General features: G+C 46.5%; 18 protein-coding genes. 11 read left to right on the top strand and 7 right to left on the bottom strand.

Going from position 1 to position 23,648, the window contains the following annotated elements:
* Window positions 1-98: 98 nt before the first annotated feature.
* Window positions 99-1,010, bottom strand: coding sequence for a LysR family transcriptional regulator (locus EL84_RS11105; protein WP_047841739.1), 912 nt, complete (start codon window positions 1,008-1,010; stop codon window positions 99-101).
* A gap of 116 nt (window positions 1,011-1,126) precedes the next feature.
* Here EL84_RS11105 and EL84_RS11110 point away from each other — a divergent pair, with 116 nt between their 5' ends.
* Window positions 1,127-2,170 carry a 2,3-butanediol dehydrogenase gene (locus EL84_RS11110; protein ID WP_047841740.1) on the top strand — a complete coding sequence of 348 codons (1,044 nt, stop codon included), beginning with the start codon at window positions 1,127-1,129 and terminating at the stop codon, window positions 2,168-2,170.
* Window positions 2,171-2,303: 133 nt separating this feature from the next.
* On the opposite strand, the gene EL84_RS11115 is transcribed toward EL84_RS11110, so the two are convergent.
* Entirely contained in the window at window positions 2,304-2,816 is a 513-nt protein-coding gene (locus tag EL84_RS11115) for a GNAT family N-acetyltransferase (protein WP_047841741.1), read from the bottom strand.
* A gap of 129 nt (window positions 2,817-2,945) precedes the next feature.
* Window positions 2,946-3,710, bottom strand: coding sequence for a helix-turn-helix transcriptional regulator (locus EL84_RS11120; RefSeq protein ID WP_152682999.1), 765 nt, complete (start codon window positions 3,708-3,710; stop codon window positions 2,946-2,948).
* Between the two features lie 378 nt (window positions 3,711-4,088).
* Between EL84_RS11120 and EL84_RS11125 the strand changes: the two genes are divergently transcribed.
* The 5 genes from EL84_RS11125 (at window position 4,089) to EL84_RS11145 (ending at window position 11,330) form a co-directional block, all read left to right on the top strand.
* Complete coding sequence (locus EL84_RS11125) at window positions 4,089-6,410, top strand: beta-L-arabinofuranosidase domain-containing protein (RefSeq protein ID WP_047841742.1); 2,322 nt, start codon at window positions 4,089-4,091, stop codon at window positions 6,408-6,410.
* Window positions 6,411-6,493: 83 nt separating this feature from the next.
* Complete coding sequence (locus EL84_RS11130; RefSeq protein WP_047841743.1) at window positions 6,494-7,060, top strand: Uma2 family endonuclease; 567 nt, start codon at window positions 6,494-6,496, stop codon at window positions 7,058-7,060.
* A 678-nt stretch (window positions 7,061-7,738) separates the two neighbouring features.
* Complete coding sequence (locus EL84_RS11135) at window positions 7,739-8,467, top strand: hypothetical protein (RefSeq protein WP_321163459.1); 729 nt, start codon at window positions 7,739-7,741, stop codon at window positions 8,465-8,467.
* A 15-nt stretch (window positions 8,468-8,482) separates the two neighbouring features.
* The gene (locus EL84_RS11140; protein ID WP_047841745.1) at window positions 8,483-10,171 is read left to right on the top strand and encodes a vWA domain-containing protein; all 1,689 of its coding nucleotides are present in this window, start codon (window positions 8,483-8,485) and stop codon (window positions 10,169-10,171) included.
* Window positions 10,172-10,190: 19 nt separating this feature from the next.
* Complete coding sequence (locus EL84_RS11145) at window positions 10,191-11,330, top strand: toxic anion resistance protein (RefSeq protein ID WP_047841746.1); 1,140 nt, start codon at window positions 10,191-10,193, stop codon at window positions 11,328-11,330.
* A gap of 122 nt (window positions 11,331-11,452) precedes the next feature.
* Here EL84_RS11145 and EL84_RS11150 read toward each other — a convergent pair whose 3' ends face one another.
* Both EL84_RS11150 and EL84_RS11155 read right to left on the bottom strand, forming a co-directional pair.
* Window positions 11,453-11,992, bottom strand: a complete 540-nt coding sequence (locus EL84_RS11150; RefSeq protein ID WP_047841747.1) for a hypothetical protein — start codon at window positions 11,990-11,992, stop codon at window positions 11,453-11,455.
* Between the two features lie 161 nt (window positions 11,993-12,153).
* Entirely contained in the window at window positions 12,154-12,741 is a 588-nt protein-coding gene (locus EL84_RS11155; RefSeq protein ID WP_047841748.1) for a TetR/AcrR family transcriptional regulator, read from the bottom strand.
* Between the two features lie 421 nt (window positions 12,742-13,162).
* Between EL84_RS11155 and EL84_RS11160 the strand changes: the two genes are divergently transcribed.
* Complete coding sequence (locus EL84_RS11160) at window positions 13,163-13,921, top strand: SDR family oxidoreductase (protein WP_047841749.1); 759 nt, start codon at window positions 13,163-13,165, stop codon at window positions 13,919-13,921.
* 172 nt (window positions 13,922-14,093) lie between these two features.
* On the opposite strand, the gene EL84_RS11165 is transcribed toward EL84_RS11160, so the two are convergent.
* On the bottom strand, window positions 14,094-15,128 hold the full coding sequence (locus tag EL84_RS11165) for a LacI family DNA-binding transcriptional regulator (protein ID WP_047841750.1): 1,035 nt from the start codon (window positions 15,126-15,128) through the stop codon (window positions 14,094-14,096).
* A gap of 446 nt (window positions 15,129-15,574) precedes the next feature.
* On the opposite strand from EL84_RS11165, the gene EL84_RS11170 reads away from it, so the two are divergent.
* The 4 genes from EL84_RS11170 to EL84_RS11185 all read left to right on the top strand — a co-directional run bounded on the left by EL84_RS11170 (window position 15,575) and on the right by EL84_RS11185 (window position 20,742).
* Window positions 15,575-16,861 (top strand): maltose ABC transporter substrate-binding protein, encoded by a 1,287-nt coding sequence (locus EL84_RS11170; RefSeq protein ID WP_047841751.1) that lies wholly within the window; start codon window positions 15,575-15,577, stop codon window positions 16,859-16,861.
* Window positions 16,862-17,118: 257 nt separating this feature from the next.
* Window positions 17,119-18,474, top strand: a complete 1,356-nt coding sequence (locus EL84_RS11175) for a sugar ABC transporter permease (protein WP_047841752.1) — start codon at window positions 17,119-17,121, stop codon at window positions 18,472-18,474.
* Entirely contained in the window at window positions 18,471-19,307 is an 837-nt protein-coding gene (locus EL84_RS11180; RefSeq protein WP_017690474.1) for a sugar ABC transporter permease, read from the top strand. Before EL84_RS11175 ends, EL84_RS11180 begins: the two co-directional genes overlap by 4 nt.
* Before the next feature lie 148 nt (window positions 19,308-19,455).
* Entirely contained in the window at window positions 19,456-20,742 is a 1,287-nt protein-coding gene (locus EL84_RS11185; protein ID WP_053061451.1) for an MFS transporter, read from the top strand.
* A gap of 326 nt (window positions 20,743-21,068) precedes the next feature.
* Here the strand turns inward: EL84_RS11185 and EL84_RS11190 are convergent, their stop codons facing one another.
* The gene (locus EL84_RS11190) at window positions 21,069-23,225 is read right to left on the bottom strand and encodes an alpha-amylase family glycosyl hydrolase (protein ID WP_414855713.1); all 2,157 of its coding nucleotides are present in this window, start codon (window positions 23,223-23,225) and stop codon (window positions 21,069-21,071) included.
* Between the last annotated feature and the right edge of the window lie 423 nt (window positions 23,226-23,648).

The following is a 23,648-nucleotide window of genomic DNA, read 5'->3' on the forward strand; positions in this document are numbered from 1 at the left end:
TAATAGTAACGCAAGAGATAGTCAGAAAAGTGTTCCACTCTTGGAGAAGTTGGTGTTCATCCCAAACTTCCTTCAAAGGGTGGAGCACTTTTTTAGATTTAAACTTTTAAATGATCCAGCTCTATCGCCTGTCTGAAGCGTTGGGCGAATCGTTCTGCGGCTACGGCGGACTCCTTGGACTCCGTCTGCACGAAGCCAATTTGCATTTTCGGTTGATCGATTCCAGCGATCTCTACCATCTTCACCAGACCTTCTTTCCATAAGGGATTTTGGTGAAAGGAAAAGTCGTGACCAATCGTGGCGGCAATATCGTTTCTTAACACCATGTTGATGGCTTCTGAATTATTTGTTTTAAACAGAATGGACAGAGGTCCATGATCATAGGTGAATTCCTTGATGAAGTCTTCGATGAAACCATCTCGATACAGTGCCAGCTTGTGTTCTTTTAATTGATCAGGTGAAACACGGCTGTGCTTGGCAAGTTCAGACAGGTGATGAGTACCGACGACCAGCTTACCCGAGTACATGGGACTGAAGTGAAGTCCATCGAATTCCCGCAATTGTTTCGCATAGATCGCGATAAAGCCCAGATGGGTTTTGTTATTGCGAATATCTTCGATAATTTCCATGGACCCTTTCTCTTCAATGGAGATGTTAAGTTGCGGGTGCTCACGCTTCATATCCGCAGCAGACTGGACAAGATAAGGCATGACACTTGGAAAGGTAGCCACATGAAGCTCTCCGCTAAGAGAGGAGGCTTCGGCGTTCAGGGATTTTAATTCATCAATCCGCTGTAAAATGTCCAGTGCTTTGGCAATGAATTGTTTGCCTTCGGGAGTGGGATGAGTTCCCTGCCGCGAGCGTTCGAACAGGATGATACCCAATTCTTTCTCCAGACGATGCACCGATTGGCTGATCGCCGATTGTGTGACATGTAGATGTTCCGAGGCGGCGGAGAATGATTTCGTTTTCGCAATTTCAACGACATATTCGAGCTGTTCCAGATTCATGATTTCATCTCCGTTTAGCATTAATACAACTAATGTTAACATTAGTATCTATAAATATGAATAATACATGAACAGCGATATAATATATAGACAATCATACAAAGGGGATGAACTTCATGAAAGCAGCAGTATGGTACGGCCATAAAGACGTTCGTGTAGAAGAACGGAAAGTTCCGGTCGCTCAAGCGGGTCAGGTCAAAATCAAAGTGGAATATGCAGGGATCTGCGGCAGTGACTTGCATGCCTATCATCATGGTGTGGGGATTCAAGAAGGCGAGAATCATCCGCTCTCAGGACAGAAAGCACCGTTGACACTGGGTCATGAATTTGCAGGAACCGTAAGTGAATTGGGGAGTAATGTAAGCGGTATCAGTGTAGGGGATCGAGTTGTGGTTGAGCCGTTGTACCATTGCGGAAAATGTGAGTACTGTATCAAGGGACGTTACAACCAGTGTACTCAATTTGGATTCGTTGGACTGAATGGTGATGGTGGTTTTGCGGAGTATGTTGTTGTTGAAGCATACATGGTTCATCCCATCCCGGATAACGTAACTTTCGAAGAAGGCGCGCTCGTAGAGCCTACAGCAGTAGCTTTTCACGCGGTTCGTCACAGCAAGCTGAAAGTGGGGAACAAAGTAGCCGTATACGGAGCGGGCCCAATTGGATTATTGACCATTCTGTCTGCCAAAGCAGCAGGAGCCTCTGAGATCTATGCAGTCGATGTATTTGAGGAACGTTTGAACCTGGCAGCCAAGCTGGGAGCGATTCCGGTGAACAGTGCCAAAGTCAATGCAACAGAGGTGATCCTGCAACAATCGGGCGGTATTGATGTGGCTTATGAAGCAGCAGGTGTGCAGCCAACGATGGATAGCGCCATTGCGGTTGTCAAAAAAGGTGGAGAAGTTGTTGTCATCGCAGCGATTCCAAATCCGCTTCAAGTGAACTTCTTCGATCTTCTGGTCAAAGAAGCGAATCTAACGGCAACGCTGGCATATCGCCACATTTTCCCTGAAGTGATTTCATTAATTGCTGAAGGGTCGCTCGATGTGAAACAGGTCATCACCAAGAAAATCAAACTGGACGATATCGTGCAGGAAGGGCTTGAGCTGTTAATGAGCGACAAGAGCCATGCGAAGATTTTGGTGGAGATTGGCGGTTAAAAAATCAGTAGCGAAGTGTCATTTCAAATGTTGATTGATCATTTATAAATGTAAAACAGACCGTCATGAAGATGATCGGTCTGTTTTACATTTCATTCTCTGCTCCCTGATCCCGTGTAGCTGTTAACCTCCACTAGGAATCATAACGGTAACAGATCGCCTTGCCCCCGTCACTCTCGGAGCTGAATTCCTTATCCTCTGTAAATCCAAAACGCTCATATAACCGGATGGCATTGACCATCTGACCGCCCGTATATAAATACACCGTATTTTTGCCCATGTCTTTGGCAGAATCTACGCATTGCTGGAGCAATACTCTGGCAATCCCGTGACCTCTCCATTTTGGATCAACACCCAACAGCCGAATAAACGGATAATCGATCGGCAATTCAAAGTTTGGATATGCCCTGTGCGCTGTTTCGAATAATTGGACTGTACCAACAATTTGATCATCAATCTTTGCGATCCATAATTGTGTCAGATACGGATTAACCACAGACTCTCGAATATCTTTTAGGTAGGCCTCCCATCGTTCATTTTGCTCAAAAGTCTCCCGATACTCGGCATAACTTGCAATAAGGATATCTACAATCTCTGGATGGTCTGCTTCTGTGGCAGGGTGAATCGTAACGGCAGCCGTTGTCATCTTATAATTCCTCTTCTCTTATGGGTTAAGTATGGAATATAGTTTTCTTGCATTTTACCATAACGGATTCAATCCGATTCATTCAAATTTTCTATAGTTAACTCAGTCATTTCTATAGATCAAAGCGCATCAGCGATTGAGCTGTGTGGAATACAGATGATTGCGATATTCGGTTGGCGTATTGCCTTCGTATTGCTTGAACATGCGCAGGAACAGCTTGTAGTCGGAGAAGCCGCACTGTCCGGCAATTTCTTTTACACTGGCATTGGTGTTCAGCAGCAATTGTTTTGCCCGGCGAATACGTTCTGTGAGGATATAGGTTTTGAGTCCAGTACCTTTCTCACGTTTCACCATTTTGGAGATATAGTCTTTGTTAAAATTAAAATTTTCCGCAATCTGACTCACCGTGATGTTTGTATGCAGATGAATGTCCACCCACTTGCAGATATGGTCTACAATCGCATTATGCGGGCGATAATCCGCCTCTATATTGCGCTCCAGCTCCTTGAACAACAGTAACAAAGCAGCGTCGGCTTCTTCTGGTGAGAAGGTTGACACATGCAGCAACTGCTTGAATAACTGATTGGCCATGGAAGGTACCTGGATGGTGGCATGTGTCCTAAACCGGTTGAATTCTGGCAACATGGCATCATAGTGAACCCAGTAGAAGCTCACGGGGGCGTCGCTGATCTGGTAGCCATAGTGGGTGCGACCGGCGCGCAGAAACAACAGATCGTTGGCACGAACTACATATTGTTCCTCTTCCTCCGCGATGTACATCTCACCTTCCAGCATCAAAATGATCTCATGCACAGGCATGCTGCGTCTCATGTGGCTCCAGTTGCCTTCGGATATGAACTTGCCGCACAGGTAATGTTCCAGTGGCTTTTGCATAGGACGGATTTATCCACCTTTTCTTGGATTATGAGTCTGATGTAATTGTATTTTATTTGATATTATGGGGTTATTCAAGCTCTAAAGTAGATTGATGAGTATTAGTCATATGGAACAGAACACGGATTTTACCCCTCAAGAATGAATGGATATCTATATCTATATAAGTTGAACTAATCATTTACATGATAACGGAGAGGACAGAAAAAACCTGAAAAAGCGGAGCGTTCGCCTTTATCCCCGGATTTTCCCCTTCGGAAAAGGGAATCAAAAAATCTGGGGGTAACAGCGATTGGAAGGTTATTCTGTCATCGTAGTGTCAGTGTAAATAAATTTTAGTTCAACTTATATATTACATCCCGAGAAGGAGTGAGTGTCATGATTGATACGAAAAAAGGATTTCTGGGACCGGAACATGTAGATCTGTTAAATGGTGTGTTCCAAACATCACAAGAGGTGGGGGAGCGTTACCTGTTATCGCTGGATATTGATCGATTCCTGGCTCCATGCTTCGAAGCTCATGGTTTACCTGCCCGAAAAGAGCGTTACGCGGGTTGGGAGGCACGTACCATCAGCGGACATTCCCTCGGACATTATCTGTCTGCCCTGGCTGTGACGTATCAGGCAACCGGGAATATCACGTTAAAAGAAAGACTGGATTATGCGGTTACCGAACTGGCGAGAATCCAGCAGACCACGGGGAGCGGGTATATCGGTGGTTTGTCCGAAGAACCTTTTCACATGGCTTTTCGAGCAGAGAATATCGGTGGATTCAATATCGGTGAATACTGGGTTCCCTGGTACAGTGTGCACAAAATCTATCGCGGCCTGATTGATGCGTATAAACTCACTGGCAACCGACAGGCACTTGATGTAGTTACTCGATTTGCAGACTGGGCGGTAGAAGGTTTGCTCCCGATGACAGAAGAACAGATGCAGACAATGCTTCAAAGTGAACACGGGGGCATGAATGAAGTATTTGCACATTTGTATGGAATCACAGGCAAAGCCTTATATCTTGAGATCGCTGACAAGTTCACTCATCATTTGATCCTGAGACCCTTGGAGCACAAGCAGGATGATCTTCAAGGCAAACACGCCAATACCCAGATTCCCAAAGTGATCGGTGCAGCCGAAATCTACAACCAGGACCATACCCATGAGAGTTATCGGACAGCGGCAGAGTTTTTCTGGAACACCACGGTGCATCATCGTTCTTATGTATTTGGTGCGACGAGCATTTCAGAGCATTACGAAGCAAAGGGTATGGAGAGTCTGGGCATCAAAACAGGAGAGAGCTGTTGTACTCACAACATGTTACATCTAACGAAGCAACTCTTTGCCTGGAATCATGATAGCGCCTACATGGACTATTATGAAAACGCCATCTATAATCACATCCTTGGCACGCAGGACCCGGATACGGGGAACAAAACGTATTTTGCATCAACGCTGCAAGGCCACTACAAAATCTATGGGACTCACGACACCGCCTGGTGGTGCTGCACAGGATCAGGTATGGAGAACCCGGGCAAATATGCCGAGGCGATCTATTTTGAAGATGAACAGGACCTGTACGTCAACCTGTATATCGCTTCCCAGCTGGATTGGACGTCTCAGGGAATATCCCTGAAGCTCGAAACCGACTTTCCTTATTCGGAAAAGGTAACCCTGACGATCACCGGAGGCAACGCCTCGGCTCATCTAAGATTACGTGTGCCGTCATGGCTGCAAGAGCCAATGACGGCAACAGTTAACGGGGATATGGAACATCCGTATACACGGATGGAACCCGGTTATCTTTCCATCGACCGCACATGGACAGCGGGCGATGTCATCACCATCACACTGCCGATGTCACTCCGCCAGTACACTGCCCGGGATGATTCCCACAAAGTGGCATTCCTGTACGGCCCGATAGTACTCGCTGGTGCACTAGGAAACGAGGGTCTTCCGGAGGATACGATTGTAGACGAAACAGCGCTGAATCCCAAGACTGCACCTGTACCTGTGATCTGGACGGAGCAGGATGATGTACGAGAGTGGATCAAGGTTGTGGATGCAGACACGTTAACATTTGAACTTAGCAAAGATGTTACTTCCACAGGCGAAGCCGTGAAGCTCATTCCGTTCTATGATGTGCATCACGAATTTTATACCGTGTACTGGCCGTTTAACGATGAAGGAGATGCGCTGGAGAAAGAGTTGAACGATATCACGATCGACAGGGTCCAGGCTGACGGTCAGCAGGATGAGATTGGACATCAACTGGATAGCAACTGCCGTGGTGAGCACCACAACGGTTCAACCACAGATGGCCGTAAGAAGTTGCATATGTGGCGAGAGGCTTATGGTGTCAGTGGGGCTTACTTCAGTTACCAACTGGCAGTGGATCGTGAGGCAACCAATTATCTATGTGTGGCCTATTGGGGCGGAGATCATTCCACGTTTGGACGGGAAGGTACGTTATATGACAGACAATTCGCCATTACCGTGGATGGAACACTCATTGGTGAGCAGCGAATTCATATGAACAAGATTGGCGACGTGTTCTATGTGACCTACGATATTCCTGAGGCCGTAACATCAGGTAAAGACAGCGTTACGGTAATGTTCCAGGCGAAGGGCGACAATGGCTGTGCCGGGAAAGTTGTAGAGGTGCGCACCACGCGAAGCAAACCGGAATCCATCTTTTCGTGATAAGAGGCATGGTGTGTAAAGGCGCAAACACAATGTTATAATGAAAACAAAAATACGGTTAGTTGGAAGAGGAGGATCGAAGTGTGGCAAAACCCGACAATAAAGGTACTTATAGCTTTCAGGGTTGGTTAACATGGGAAGGATCATGGGAATTAATTAACGGCAGAGCTTTTAATATCTCGCCAGTACCTACTTCATCGCACCAGTTTATTGTGGGTGAGCTGCACTTCTCTTTGCGGACTTTTTTTCAGAATCGGAAATGTTTCGTGTTTGTTGCCCCTTTTGATGTGTATTTTAGCGAAAATGAACAATATGACCTACCAGATCAAGTTGTACAGCCTGATTTATCGGTAGTGTGCTCCAAAGACCAGATATCCAAAAGTGGCTGTCACGGTGCGCCTTCTTTAATTATTGAGGTGTTATCACCTTCGACTGCGTTAAAGGATTTTAACGAAAAATTTAACTTGTATCAGAAATATGGTGTGAACGAATACTGGATTGTTGACCCCGGTAATCAAACCGTCCATGTGTACACGCTGGAGGATGGCAGCTACCAGACCCGTCATCTGTATACAGAGCAGGAAACGATTCAATCGGTTATATATCCTGAATTGGTAATTCCGTTGGATTCGCTGTTCAAGTTCAGGTAGTGCGAAGCGTCAATCTGTCTGCTACAGACGAAGCAATAAGGCGGCCATTTTTTTATTCTAACGAACCGTACACGTCTTATATGGGCAATATTGATGTGGTGGAAAATGTAACGAATCTCAGCGATGCTATTTCATTCGAAATAAGCGATAAACAACGTCTTTTCGCCTAAAACGGGAACATAACGTGTCTCAGGTTCGTTACATTTTCAGAAGAGCTGGAATGTACCTAATAACGTCACCTCAGTTCGTTAGATGTAGAACACGGCATCAAAATTTTAATAAGAACACGAAAAATAATGAACCAACGTAAAAGGGACGAAAGCGGATGATCTCCGATTCGTCCTTTTTGCATTGCTCTTTTTTTCAGACAAGTCTTATATAAAAAATGACACGCATAGCTATTTTCCACGTATTACCTGATAACATTTCTTCTCCACAATCTGCTGTCTCGTAAAACTCACTTTTTATGGATTGACCACAAAATTTCCTGCCAAGTTCCACGTTGTCCCTGAAAATATGAAATGGGATAAGCCCAAACCACGTATATTATGAGTATTCAAATATCCAATCATATCCACCTGAGAGCGTTAACATCATGTACAATAAGAATAAGTTGAACAGGAAAATTACGACATGAAGCACCAATATATAACATGAAAGGAGGTCGGATGATTGAACATGATCAAGTACATAAAATTGTTGGGATTAATCCTCGGTATTGTGGCTGTGAATGTTCTCGCATTCTCACCCGGCTTTATCGGGCTGAATTTCGAGGAGGGTGCATTCACAACTGCGCTATCCGTTACCCTTCTGTTCGGCAGTGCAATGGCACTCTTGTATGGAAGTTACACCTCGCTGTTCAGACAACCGGTAGTCCTGCCCGTGAAGCATATTGAAACGCATGAAGATTATGTGGAAGCACTATCTTTTTATAGACGCATTAAAGTTCTCGAAGAAGATATTACGCTGGGGCTGTCCCAACTTAGTCGAATGAAAAAGAAAAAAGAAACCCTCCTGAACGTGCTTCATCAGCGGTTTGATCCAGGAGAACTGAGCTACAAGAAATTTGCTTCGGTCACACTGGAAGTGGAGAAGCTGTTGTACCTGAACATCCGCAGTGTGCTGAACCGGTTGAATGTATTTGATGAAGCTGACTATGCCAACATGATGAAATCCAAATCCGAAAGCATTCCCCAGAAGCTTTTTCAGGAAAAAACCAAGGTATACAACGATTATCTGTCTTATGTGAAAAATGCATTACACACCAATGAGGAAATTTTGCTCAAGCTCGATCAGTTGTTACTCGAGATTTCACGCCTCGACAGCTTTGAAGCCGGAGATATTGAACAGATGCCTTGTATGCAGGAGATCGATCAGTTAATCAAGCACACCAAATTATACAGATAGTGAGGGGTTGCTCGTATGGCCAAGAAGGGAAAGTTTTTTTTCATATCGATTGTAATGCTGGTACTCGTATTTGGTCTGGTCTATGCAGGGATTACACTGACGTCGAACTTTGGCAAGTCGACCACACAGGTGAGCACAGAGAATGCAGGTAAGGAACTGGGGAAACTGTACGCGGACATTGCGCCAGCGACGGCGGAACCGGTCAAAGGACAGATTGATCTCGACCCGGTCGATGTGGCAGAATCACTGCCGGATATCTCCAAATTTGCAATTGCCGTAGAGAATACAACAAATGATTACGTTGAAATCTTCTCTTCCACGGAGAAGTCGGGCAGCGGGGTAGACGGCTGGTTAACCGAAGTGGGCGAGGAGTTCAACAAAGCAAATATTACCGTTGGTGGGAAACAGGTATCGGTCAAAATCCGCAACATTGCCTCCGGAACAGCCACCGATTATATCAAGTCCGGTAAGTATATGCCGGATGCCTTCACACCTTCCAATGAACTGTGGGGCGAGATGGTTGAGGCCAGTGGAGTGAAGACAGAGATGGTATCCGAGCGACTGGTCGGGAATGTTCCGGGTATTGTCATCTCCAAAGCCAAATATGATGCACTGGTTGATACGTACGGCTCCGTTAATGTAAAAACCGTAACCGAAGCGATTGCCAACAATGAACTCGCGATGGGATATACCGATCCATTTGCCAGCTCCACAGGACTGAATTTCCTGGTGACCGCACTGAATACGTATGACAGCGCCAACCCGCTTGGCGAGAAGGCTATTGAAGGGTTCGAAAAATTCCAGACGAATGTACCGTTTACAGCGTCGACAACGATTCAGATGAGGGAGGCTGCCAAGTCCGGCAGACTGGATGCCTTTGTACTCGAATACCAGACGTATGTGAATACCGCTGATCTGAAGAGTGGTTACGTCTTTACACCATTTGGCGTGAGACATGACAGTCCGCTGTATGCACTCGGTCAACTGCCGCAGAACAAACAGGAGATCGTCCAAAAGTTTGCGGAATTCGTAACCCAGGCGAAGTACCAACAATCGGCGGAGGAATTCGGTTTCAACGGGCTACAGGATTACAAATCCGAACTGGCTACCGTGGATGGCGGCACGTTGCTGTCCGCACAGAAAGTATGGAAAGAGAAGAAGAACGGCAGCAAACCCATTGCCGCCGTGTTCGTGACAGACGTGTCCGGAAGCATGGACGGCGAACCGCTTAACCGACTGAAGGAGTCCCTGCGCAAAGGTCAGAAGTACCTGGGTACAGAGAACAGTATTGGCTTGGTCTCTTACTCCAGCGGGGTAACTGTGAATCTGCCGATTGCCAAGTATGATACGAACCAACAGTCCATGTTTGTTGGAACAGTTGATAGTCTACAAGCTGGCGGTGGTACAGCGACCTTTGATGGAATCGTGGTGGCAATGAAGATGCTGGAAGATTATAGGGCTGCTAATCCGAACGTGAAGCCGTTGATTTTTGTCCTGAGTGATGGCGAGACCAACGAAGGTCATACCCTCAAGGATATCCGGGATCTGGTCGAGACGTACAAAGTGCCAATCTATACGATTGGGTACAACGCGGACATCAAGGCTTTGGAGAGTATCTCCAGCATTAACGAAGCCGCAAGCATCAATGCCGATACCGACGATGTCGTGTACAAGATTGGTAACCTGTTTAACGTACAGATGTAATCTAAAGGGGGAACTGTAGATGTCATTTTCAATGGAAATACCGAGCCAGAAGGAAATTCAGAAGGTGATTGAGGAAGAGGTGAAACCCGTGCCCGCCGAGGTCGCGGAGCTTCAACAAGTGGCAAATGCCAACGTAGAGATGATCATGACACTGGATCTCGAATCCCTGGAGAAGCGCAAAGAGATTTTGCAATCCATTGACGGCTTTGGCATGAACACGATGAGATCCTCTTCTGAGAAAAACGCCTTGCTTCAAGTCTCCGTTGGACATCTGTCCAAGACGGGAGACGAGGGCGGTCAGGTCGCCAAAGGTTTGACCGAGCTGCATATGCAACTGAAGGATCTCGACCCGAGCGTGGTCGACTTTGCCAAGACCGGTTTCCTTGGGAAATTGTTCAATCCGCTTCGCGCCTATTTCCTGAAATACCAGAAGGCTGACGCAGTCATCGCTGACATCGTAACCTCTTTGGATAAAGGCAGATCCACCCTGCGTAACGATAATACAACGCTGGAGATCGAACAACAGAACCTGCGAGAACTCACAAAGCGATTGCAAAAGGAAATCCAGCTTGGCATGCTCATGGATGAGTCCATCGACGCGCAGATTGAAGCCGCCAAGGTCCGTAATGAAGACCCTGAGAAAGTCCGATTTATTACCGAAGAAGTGCTGTTTCCGCTCCGTCAGCGGGTGATGGATCTGCAGCAGATGTTAGTCGTGAACCAGCAGGGTATCATGGCGATTGAAGTAGTCATCCGCAATAATAAGGAACTGATCCGAGGCGTAGACCGTGCGAAGAATGTAACCATCTCTGCATTGAAAATTGCCGTAACTGTAGCGAGTGCTTTGTATAATCAGAAGATTGTATTGCAGAAAATTGAGTTGCTGAACCAGACGACCAATGATCTGATCGCCGGAACATCCAAGATGCTCAAGGATCAGGGGATTGCCATCCAGAAGCAGGCGTATGAAGCCAGCATCTCCGTGGATACGATGAAACAGGCGTTCACCGATGTGCTGTCGGCACTGGATTCGATCAGTCTTTATAAGCAGGAAGCTCTGCCAAGAATGCGCGAGACGATTAACCAGTTCCGTGAACTCGCGGATACCGGAGAGCAGCAGATTCAACGGTTGGAGAAAGGGCAGAAGCTAGGGCTGTGATCAGAAGAGAGAGAGATAAATACGCTTTATATTGTTATCTTTATTTCTATAATTAGAAAAAGCGACCGTTCCTCATTAAACATGAGGAACGGTCACTTTTTGGGTTTCTATGAAGGTAGGTACTAACTGTCATACCCCAAGCTTCTTGCATAGGCGTATAACTTTTGTTCGCATTGATCCATTAGAACACTAGCGGTGTTTACTTTGGCATTACCCTGTTTTAGTAACGTGTAATTTACTTTGTTCTTGGATACTGCCTTTTGGTACAACAGGTACCCTTCGAGCTGAGTGTAACTTGCCTTGATAAATGTGGCGTGGATTTTCTTGATTTGCGGGTTGGCAGGCTTGATTTGTTTTGCCTTGGATACCAATTTCGTATAATTGGGGATCACCGTATTCGTAAGTTTAAGGTACATGGACTTGCGATTGGTTGAAGTTACCTGGGTGTCGATACTTTCCAAAGCGGTAAAGGCTTTGGCCTCATAAGTTTCAAGAGCAAATAACTGATTAGTGTACTCTTTAAATTCTGCATAACTCTGATCTGAATCTGAATATGTAGAGGTTGCTACTTTGGCTGCATCAGCAGAAGCGGCTGGGGAGAGAAGCATCCCACCAAGCAAAACAAAACTGGTAATCAATGATATAATCCACGACTTCTTCAAATGTAATCTCATCCTCCTTTTGTTTGTATTCCATTGGATAACCTAACATATCATTACCAGAAATTACAGGAATACATTTACATAATTTTGGTGGGAAGCTTTCTTGAAATTAATCTCAATCACCCTACTAAAGGGAAGTAAGATGATTCAAAATTTCAGTTTTATAACACGATATTATCTGGCTTGTAATGGATGATCTTGAACAACTCCTCAGCCATGTAGGCCGGGCTGTGCTTGAAATCCTGTCTGATCCACTCCATGATCATGCCAAATATCGCATGAGATTGGTAACTTGCCAATATTTCATGGTTGATGTGTGGAGGGAAGATGTGGTTCAGATCCTGTAAGGCCAGATCCCGAAGAACATCACAGATCATGCGCTGGAAGTTGGAGGAGGCCTCAGATTTCACAACCAGTGTGTAGAATTGTGCGTGTTGGTGTACATGCTCAAATATAGTGATCGCCGAAGAGGGCATTAGATTGACCTCGAACTCTTCCTCATCCTGATAAGGTTTGCGGAAAGAAGTTACCAGATCCTGAATCACATCATCGATAATTTCGTTGAACAGGTCTTCTTTGTACTGATAATGCCTATAGAAAGTTCCCCGATTCAGGTCGGCTCGCTGCACAATATCTGTAATCGATATTTCTTTAAAGGGATGTTTCTGCATCAAATGGATGAGTGCATCCTTCAGTGCAGCTTTTGATTTCTTGATTCTTCGGTCCATTGAATTCATAGTTTCAGACATCTATTTTCCTCCTCGCTATATAAGTTGAACTAAAGAATATTTACACTGGTCACTCCGATGACAGAACAACTTTCCGATCGCTGTTATCCCCAGATTTTTTTTGATTCCTTTTATAAAGGGGTAAATCCGGGGATAGCATATGCTTCCGATGAAGCTTTCTTCCAGAAAGCTTTTAGGCGAACGCTCCGCTTCTTCAGGTTATTTCTTCCCTCTCCGTTTTGTGTAAATGTTTAGTTCAATTTATATAGTTCACTTTATTAATTAAAGTACATTCGGGCTTGTTAGTGTTGTTTAACGTACAACTGGACAAGCTTTTACTGATTGAAGTGAAACGCTATGACTTATTATACTAAGGAGAGGAGTTAATGAACATTTGTTTGTTAACTTATTGTAAACGAAGACACAAAGGAGGATACATGGAATGAAACTTCAAGATAAAGTTGCAGTTGTTACAGGTGCTGGTTCAGGTATGGGGAAAGCAATTGCCACGTTGTATGCTCAAGAAGGCGCGAAAGTCGTCGTATCGGATATTAACGAAGAATCCGCACAAGCGGTAGTCAATGATATTAAAGCACAGGGCGGAGAAGCGATTGTCGTTATGGCCAATGTGGCTAAAGAAGAAGATGTGCAAAATCTGATCGATACGACGGTGAGCACATATGGTACAGTAGATATTCTAATTAACAATGCGGGAATTATGGATGGTATGGAGCCGGCAGCTGATATAACGGATGAGAAGTGGGAGAGATTGTTTGCTGTAAACACAACCAGTGTGATGCGGACAACACGTAAAGTATTGCCGATCTTCCTGGAAAAACAAAAAGGTGTTATCGTGAACATTGCTTCAGCAGGTGGATTGCACGGCGGACGTGCGGGAGCAGCTTATACAGCTTCAAAACATGCGGTCGTAGGATTCACCAAAAATACAGGATACATGTATGCTGAGCAAGGCATTCGTTGTAATGCGATCGCTCCAGGAGCCGTAGCAACCAACATCAGCACATCTATGGCTGGTATTAGCCCATACGGTGCAGGTCGGCAACAGCTGGGCATGGCAATCAACCCACGCATCGGGACGAGCGAAGAGATCGCCAAAGTGGCCCTGTTCCTCGGATCTGACGAGTCCAGCTTCGTGAACGGAACTGTCGTTACAGCAGATGCTGGCTGGAGCTCTTACTAATCCACTCATGTGCAGTTGAGCATGGAGTACGGAAATATTGTGTGAATTAAGGAAGCCGCATAAGTATATGCGGCTTCTTTTTTTGCACCTATGCACCTACGTACGGTGGATAACAGCATCATATTCCGTGTAGGACAAACGTTTGCATTACTACAAGGATACCCGAAATGAATCAATCTGAGGGTGGCCTTGGCTTGGAAAAGAGTGAGGATTCATGCACGATCAGACGATGGGGGATAATGACCGGATTATGAAGCTGTGGTTCCCCACTAAGAATTTTTAACAATACCTGAACGGCTGTATAACCAAGCTGATAAGTCCCGATGTCGATAGAGCTTAGGGGTGGAGAAGCCAGTTCCGATAATGCAATATTGTTAAAACTGACCACACTGATATCTTCAGGCACCAGATAATGAAGCTCGGCAAGAGCTCTCAATACCCCAAAGGCCACGTTGTCATCGATGACAACAATTGCGGTGGGTCTGTCCGGCAAGGACATGAACAGCGACATCGCTCTGAATCCACTTTCCTGCAGAAATTCGCCTTCCACAATCCAATCACTATCCGCATCCAGCCCGGCTTGGGCAAGCGCTTTTTGGTATCCTAACATACGATCATGCGATAACGTAATGTCCGGAGGACCGCTGACAAATCCGATTCGAGTATGTCCCTGAGCGATTAGATGATGAGTCGCATCATAAGCGGTCTGCACATTATCGTTATCCACCATGGGGGCATTTGGATGAGCTTCACTGCGACCGATTAGCACAAAAGGAAACTTTTCCGCTTCCAAAAATGAAATGATGGGATCATCTCGTTTGGACCCAAGCAACAGAATACCATCGACTCTACGGCCATGCACAAGGCGTGATATCGCATGCAATTCATTGTCTGATGATGTTTCGGTTGTTAGCAGCAATTCATAATTCATACGGGTGGCATGTGTAATAATACCTCGCAGCAGTTCCCCGAAAAAGTAATTCTGAAACAACTCTTCTGCAGGACGCGGAAGCATAATGCCAAGGGTATGTGTTGTTTTGGAAACCAGGCTCTTCGCGATGATGTTGGGATGGTAGTTCAATTCTTTCATAATTTGCTTCACTTTGAGAGACGTTTTGGTGCTGATTCTAGGATGGTTGGAAATCACCCTTGACACTGTAGAAGGGGAAACACCCGCCAATTTGGCAATATCCTTGATCGTAATCATGTGAAAAAATCCCTTCTGAACAATCGTATAAATATTCTCCTATGGTAATCCAAAGGATACGAGAAATCAATTGCTAACTGCCGAGTAAGGGATGCACGCCAAGTGAAATTAAGGAAGAAAGAGTCAGAACAAGGAAACAGGAAATTACTGTAGGTAGAAGAAGGAAATTGGTTAAAATTGAGCAAATATGGCTTGTGCAAACGTTTGTGCAAATAAAGATCGTTATTGTATGATGTGATTGTTATTGTAGCGCTTACATCGTTGGGTTTACATACTTCTTGACTTGTTTACCCCTACATATTGAACGGATAGGTCATCTTGTCTCCCATTTGAGCAAACGTTTGTACAAAATGGAATATGGGATGCAAAACCTGACAACATACGCAGACAAAAGGGTGAAAAGCGCGAACTTTGTTGGACCAAGCAGAGGGAAGGGGACATTTTACATGAGAAAATGGCAAGGGGCAACATTGTCCGTCATGATGGCTTTTACACTGGCTGCGTGCGGGGCTGGAGGTGGAAGTCCATCTCCAACTACGGCAGGTGAGAATCCGGAGGAAGTTGTAGAGCTGACAGCCGAGAACCTTCAACCGGAAGAAGGGGCAACCCTGGTGATCTGGGAGGATAAAAATCAAAGTACCTTTATTGAGCAAAGGGTCAAAAAATTCGAAGAAAAATATGGGGTAACGGTCAAAATGGAGGAATTACCTCCAACCGATCAGGTAACCAAGCTGACGACGGATGGCCCAGCGGGTCTGGCGGCAGATGTGGTTGTTTTCCCGCATGATAAGATTGGTAGCGCTTCAGAGGCGGGACTTATTCTGCCCAATGACATATTCGAAGCAGAGACCGCAGAGAACACCAGCGACAACGCGCTGAAGGCAGTGACGTTCAAGGATATCCTGTACGGCTATCCGTACAGCGTGGAGACCTACGCCCTTTTCTATAACAAGGCACTCTATCCAGAAGCTCCGAAAAACTTTGATGAGATTATCAGTTTCGCCAAGACGTTCAATAATGTGAAGTCCAATCAGTATGCGCTGATGTGGGAATTGCAGCAATTTTACTATAACTATGCATTCCTGGCTTCACAGGGCGGTTATATTTTTGGGGACAACGGGATGGATAGCGCGGATCTCGGTCTAAATAACGAAGGAGCCCAGAAGGGTGGACAGTTCTTGCAGACGCTGAAGTCGGAAGTGCTGCCGCTCAAGATGGGTGATGTGAACTATGATATCAAAAAAGGATTATTCTCCAGCGGCAAGCTGGCTATGGACATTAACGGTCCGTGGACCATTGCCGATTATCGCAATGCAGGTATTGATTTTGGCGTTGCTCCGCTTCCAGCAATCGATGGCAAACCGATGACCTCCTTCTCAGGTGTTAAGGCCTATTATGTGAATGCATTTACGCAGTACCCGAATGCATCGAAGCTCTTGGCAGCTTTCCTTTCCAATGAAGAAGCTCAGATGGAGAACTTTGACCTGAACGGTACACTTCCTGCGAACAAAAACGTGGCTGCTGATCCGAAGTTGCAGGAGGACCCGATCAATAAGGCGTTCCTGGAACAGTTCAATAACTCAACACCGATGCCTTCGCTTCCTGCCATGGACAGCGTATGGGGACCAATCACTTCGGCCATTACGGATATATGGGATACCGATAAGGACGTGAAGGCATCGCTGGACAATGCCGTGAAACAGATCCAGGAAAGCCTTGCAACCGTCCAATAAGAACGAACGACGAATTCGAAGATTTGCATAAGAGCTGCATAAATTGAACTTCATATTTACACCAAAACGGAGAGGACAGAAGGAAGCTGAAGAAGTAAAACGTGCGCCTTTATCACCGGATTTTCCCATTTGGAAAAGGGATCAAAAAATCTGGGGATAACAGCGATCGGAAGCTTGTTCTGTCATCGGAGTGGTCAGTGTAAGTACACTTTTGTTCAATGTATACAGGTTAGCAATAGGCGGGGAGGAGAGAGCGAATGCAACAGCAGCATGTCCCGGTGCCTGTTGGACCGAACAGGGAAAGACAGCACCGGATGACAGCGGCCATATGTTCCATCATACTGCAAGGTCTTGGACAGCTGTACAATCGACAATGGATTAAGGGAATTTGTCTACTGTTACTGGAGGGAGCGGGGCTTGCGTACCTGCTTCCTCGCCTGTCACAGGCCGTATGGGGCATATGGACACTGGGGGAAAATACACAGCGTTTTGTCAAAGTGAATGGATCCACCGTACTTCAAAGGGGAGACCATTCCATCTTTTTGCTGCTTGATGGCATTATCGTACTGCTGGTGTTTTTTGTGTTTATTCTGATCTACATCCTGAATATTCGGGATGCGTACGTCACGGGACTTGCGAGGGAAGAAGGCAAGCAGACTTTGGGCGCAGCGGCTTCGCTTCGGAACATGATGGACAAAAACTTCCCGTATCTGTTCCTGTCCATCCCGGCGCTGGGCATTCTTTTCTTCACCGTTATGCCCATCCTGTTTACGATCACGATCGCGTTTACCAACTATTCGGCTCCAGATCATATTCCGCCAGCCAAACTCGTGGACTGGGTAGGCTTCAAGACGTTCAGTGATCTGATCCAGCTGAAATCCTGGAGCCAGACATTCTACGGTGTGCTGACCTGGACAGTCATCTGGGCCATTCTGGCTACAGTCACCACCTATTTTGGCGGCGTGTTAGTAGCACTGTTGATTGAACAGCGGGGCATCCGCTTTAAGAAGCTGTGGCGGACGATCTTTATTTTGCCTTATGCCATCCCGCAGATCATCTCCTTGCTGCTCATGCGTAATCTGTTCAATGGTCAGTTTGGTCCAATCAATACGTACATGAGAGCGTTTGGACTGGAGGGATTACCCTGGCTAACAGATCCCTTCTGGGCTAAAGTCACCGTCATTGTCGTCAACATGTGGATCGGTATTCCGGTCAGTATGGTGCTGATTCTGGGTGTGTTGACAGCCATTCCTCGTGATCTCTACGAGGCTGCCGAAGTGGACGGAGCATCCGCGTTTCAGAAGTTTCGGATCATTACGATGCCGTTCATTCTTTTTGCCACAACTCCGGTACTTATCATGCAGTTCGCCGGAAACTTCAACAACTTCAATGTCATCTTCCTACTGACCAACGGGAATCCATTACGGGGAGACTACCAGTACGCAGGGGCAACGGACCTGCTGGTAACCTGGCTCTACAAGCTCACACTCGACAATAACAAATTCAACATGGCTTCAGCGGTAGGTATCATCATCTTCCTCATTATCGCTTCATTCTCTATCTGGAACTTCCGTCGCTCCAAATCATTCAAGGAGGAGGACATGATTCAATGAAGACACGTAATAATCCGCTGCGTTTGGCCCTGAGTTATGTGCTGTTGCTGATCATCGCCGTTGTCTCCATCTACCCGGTGCTCTGGATCTTTCTCTCTTCTCTGAGACCTGGTGCGGCATTGTTCAGTGAACGGTTGTGGCCGGAAGCATTCACCCTTACTCATTACGGTGAGCTGTTCAATAACCCGTCCTTTATGTACGGCAGATGGTATATGAATACGCTGAAAATTGCCTTTTTCACGATGATTTTCTCTACGCTGATGGTGACACTTGGGATGTATGCCTTGTCCCGCTTCCGCTTCCGTGGACGTAAAACGATCCTCTCCACCATGCTGATCCTTGGCATGTTCCCGAGTTTCATGAGCATGATTGCAATCTATATCATTTTGCTGCAAATTAAATTACTCGACACCCACGCTGCGCTTATTCTGGTCTATTCATCAGGAGCGGTACTGGGCGGATTTATCGTCAAAGGTTTCTTTGATACGATTCCCCGCAGTCTGGACGAAGCAGCCCGCATGGATGGTGCAAGTCACCTGCGTGTATTCACCAGCATCATCCTGCCCTTATCCAAGCCAATGTTAACTTATGTAGCGCTGACCAGCTTCACGGGTGCATGGATGGACTTTATCTTCGCCCGGCTGGTGCTGCGGACGAAAGAGAACTGGACGCTTGCGGTGGGTATGTGGGATCTGGTCAACCGTTATCAGGACAGTAACTTTACGATGTTTGCTGCGGGGGCGGTACTGATCGCTATTCCAATTACCCTGCTGTTTGTTTTCCTGCAACGATTCCTGGTTCAGGGTCTGACGGCAGGAGCTTCGAAAGGGTAATCCTGTGCCATAACAGCATAGTCAGCCGCGATACCTGCGGCACGCCAACCAGGCACTTCCGTGATGTCATGTCTTTATCGACTGGCAATGCTGCGGAAGTGCCTGGTTCTGCATGGGCTCGAATCATGATTAGGGAGGAACGTGATGTATGGGCATGAACCCGTCCAGTGAGCCCGAGATTATCGGATACCAAGATGGACAAGCTGTATTGCATAATACTAAAGCTCCCCCAACACTTTGGCGTAATGTTACCTTTCGCAGGATTTTGTACGGCTACGGCATCTCGGTCTTTGGGGATTGCTTCAATGGGATTGCGATCAGCCTGTGGGTGTTACAGACCACAGGCAGTGCAAAGAGCATGGCGGCTGTACAGATCTGCAATATGGCCGTCAGTTTTCTATTTGGATCGGTGGCGGGTACGGTTGCAGACCGATTGGATCGCAGGAAGCTGATGCTGGCCTCGGATGTATTTCGGGGCGTAATGGCTGTACTGATTGCAGTAAGCTTGTTCGGCTGGCATGCTCCGTTTCCGGTAGTGCTGCTGTTGCTCTCACTCTCCATGTTTTCAAGTCTGTTTCAGGCCCCTGCATTCCACGCCTCTGTAGCAAGTATGGTCGGCAGAGAACATATTCAACAAGCGACGGGAACCATTCATATGGTGGATAATCTTGCCCGAATCAGTGGACTAGCCGCTGCGGGAGTGGCTGTTGCTGCTTTTGGCGGGTTCGTTGCCATATTAATTACAGGAGCAACCTTCCTGTTGTCTGCAGTCTGTGTGCTGATGGCGGGTCGCTTTCCTGAGGTACAGCGATCCGGTAGTCAGCAGACCACGTTTGCTCAGGAATGGCGTAGTTCGTTTGGCTACATCTATCGGAATCCTTTGATCCGATCCATCGTATTGCTCAATCCGTTGCTGATTTTATTTTTCATGTCAGCTATGATGCTGGTTCAAGTGATGGCGGTCAAGGTATGGGAGGCGAATCCGGTACAGTTTGGATTAATTGAGACCTGTATTCCGCTGGGATACATGATTGGCTCTGCATTGTTGATTGCTTCGGGGAAACGATTGAAGCGAAGAGGGAGATGGGTATTTATCGGTCTGATTGTATTAGGACCGATTTATATTTTTTTGGCGAATGTATCCTCACCAATTATGGCGTTGCCGTTAATCGTGGGCGGAGGTGCGATGTTCGCGTGCTGTACGATGCTCACCCAGATTATGCTGAGGACAGCCGTTCCGGACGAGCTGCAAGGAAGGGTCTATGGTGTGGTTGGAACAATCACCAGTACAGCGCCTATTCTGGGATTGACGGTTGTCTCCGTATTGGCTGATCAGTGGGGGGCAGCTTCTGTGCTGCAAGGCGTAGGCATATTACTGCTGGCGACAGGTATTCTGGCCGCTACAACATTGAAGTCGATTCGAACCTATCATTAGAAATGTGAGATATAGATCCAATCTATGTTAGTTGAACTATAAACATTTACACGATAACGGAGTAGTCAGATGCAATCCGGAAAAGCGAAGCGTTCGCCTAAAAGATTTCTAAAAGAAAGCTACATTGGAAGCATACGCTAGCTCCAGATTTTCCCTGTATAGAAGGGAATTAAAACAACTGGGGGTAACAGCGATGGGAGATGGATCTGACCGTGTAGTGGTCAAGTGTAGAGTCATTTGTTCAATTTATATAGCATAATCCAATAGCAAAACCCGGAGCATACGCTCGTTAGCGTAACTCCGGGTTAGCTTATAGACGGATTATCTTATTGCCAGTTTACATTTACAGTCGCTGTACCGCTGGTTGGTGTGGTGAACGTGTGGTTGGAACCACCTTCCCACGTGATGGTCGCTCCATTTTTCTTGAAGAATTTGAACTCCAGTTGTTTCCCGGCTGGCACGCTCACATCATAGTACCAAGTTGGGTAGGCGTGGATGACCTGATTGAAAGCAGGGCCGATAGCTGTTGTGCCCGTACTCCAGTTGCCCAGTTCTGCCACGTTACCTGTCAGATAGATGTTCTGACCCAGTGTGGTGGACGCATTATTAATGACAAATCGTACAGTGACCTGATCACCCGTAAGAATGGTAAAGTTGTTATACGCATTGCTGTTAACGCCGTTCGCAGCTACTTTCACAGCATAATTGCCTGCGGCTACCGCTGGGATCGTTACTTTGATCTGCGTATCTTCCCAGGATGTGATCGCAGCACCGGTAACAGATGTTGTACCGAAGTATACGGTACCTTTGGTGGAGCCGAATCCACGTCCGCTAATGGTAACGACATTACCCGGTTTGCCCATCACCGGACCCACATGCCCGATGGTTGGTGTTGTTTCGCTCGTTGTATACTGCCAGACCGCGGTTGCTCCGGCTGCCAATGTGAAGGAAGAGACGTTGCCATTGGTGGAAGTGATGTTATTACCGTTCAGTGCACCGCCCAGTACATCGGTGTAGTTGCCTGTTGGCAGTGAAGTGCTTAGATTCGCAATGCTTGCTGGTGTGGAAAGATTACGGTTCACCGCAACAACAGCTACACTTTTGCCAAATTTGCGTTCATAGACGTACACATCATTATTGATCCAGCGTTGCTGAGTGGAGCCATAGGCAATTGCTGGATTGGATTTGCGCAGAGGGGCCAGCTTGCTGATCACGTTGAAAGCAGTGGTTGTTTTGGAGAAGGAAGGCATTTTGGCCCGATTATCAGGGTCCCCGTTACCAGTCAGATACTGCTCGGTACCATAATAGATGGCAGGTACGCCGCGTGAAGTCAGGGTGAAGGCCAGCGCTTGTTCCAGACGACGGTTGTTGACGGCACTTGTTTTGAACCGATCCATATCATGGTTGTCGATGAACGTGACTTGGTCATTCACCTGATTGTAATCTGCGGCTGTGCCAGTAATCATCGAATCCAGAGCATACATGTTGGATGTGTTATCCCGGAAGACGTCACGCACGGCAGAGTTAAAGCGGAAATCAAGTAGGCTCATCCCGGATTCGTTGGCAAATTCCGTGTTATCCGCATCAGATGCAGCAGATCCCAGGAACCATTCACCGAAAGTGAATACAGGTTTATGTGCATAGATGGAGGACATCCAGCTCTTTTGCCAGCCGAGAGGCATATGTTTCACCGCATCAACGCGAATACCATCCACGCCCATATCAAGCCATAGCTTGATTGCATCTTTGAAATATTGATCAATGGTACTGTTATTGTGATTCAGGTCAGCGAGGTCATAGAGGTTTTTGTAGATACCATTCTCCAGGGAGGAAAAATCGGAGCCGCCGTTGTGATGGAAATATCCATTTGTATCATTTGTGTATCCGCCAACAAGATTACCGTTATCGTACAACTTGCCATTCTCTGCAAAGGAGGTATCGGTCTCCATGGCAGGAGATGTGTGGTTTGGTGCAAAGTCAATGACGATCTTGATACCTTTGGCATGAGCGGTTGTAATCAGATTTTGAAAATCAGCCATCGTTCCGAAATACGGATTGGTCTTCTTGAAATCACGTGCCCAGTAACCATGATACGCTGTGTTGATTACGCCGCCGTAGTTGATGGTAGCGAAGATATTTTCGACCGGTTGGGAGATCCACAGTGCCGTAACGCCCAGATCGCTAAAATAGTTATCGTTGATTTTGTTGATCAAACCCTGCCAGTCGCCTCCGCAATACAACTTCAGGTTACTACAAGTGGCATCGTAGGCAGCTCCGGTAGGATTGTTGGAAGGATTTCCGTCCAGGAAGCGGTCCGCAAAGATCTGATAGATGACGTCTGTACTAAAGTTCTGCTTGTTGGTAACCGCGGTATCCGCATCGGCATAGATCGCTGAAGCAGGCAGATAGGGAAGTGCGCCCCCTGCAAGTAAACTGAGTGTCAGTGTTGTGCTGAGGAGTACACGTTTGGCCATTTGAAACATAGTAATCCACCCTTCTCGTGAATGTAGTAGTTTAGATAAACAACCAACCCGGCTCTTGAATAATAGCGCTTTCAATACAGCGAAGTGTTACGCAGTGGATTGAAGACTTCCCTCCTTTTGACACGCCAACAACCCCGGCATCTCCTTCGGGAGTTACCGGGGTTGTCCTAAACCGCTCAGGTTTAAAAGCATGGCCCTCGAGTTATGATCACAACGTTATCGTAAGAAATATTGGATCTTATGTCAATAACTTTTTTGGGAGCATTTATTTTCTATTTTTATGTTTACAAAAGCACGTCCGGGGATTTAAACTATTCGCAGATTCACAATATAAGGGCTATGTATCCCTGAACACTTACGTGTGTTCTAGGACAACCCCGTCTCTTCTGAGGCGGGGTTATTTGTATTATGCAGTCGAATTGG

Source organism: Paenibacillus sp. VT-400, from assembly GCF_001029205.1.
In the GTDB taxonomy this organism is placed as follows: domain Bacteria; phylum Bacillota; class Bacilli; order Paenibacillales; family Paenibacillaceae; genus Paenibacillus; species Paenibacillus amylolyticus.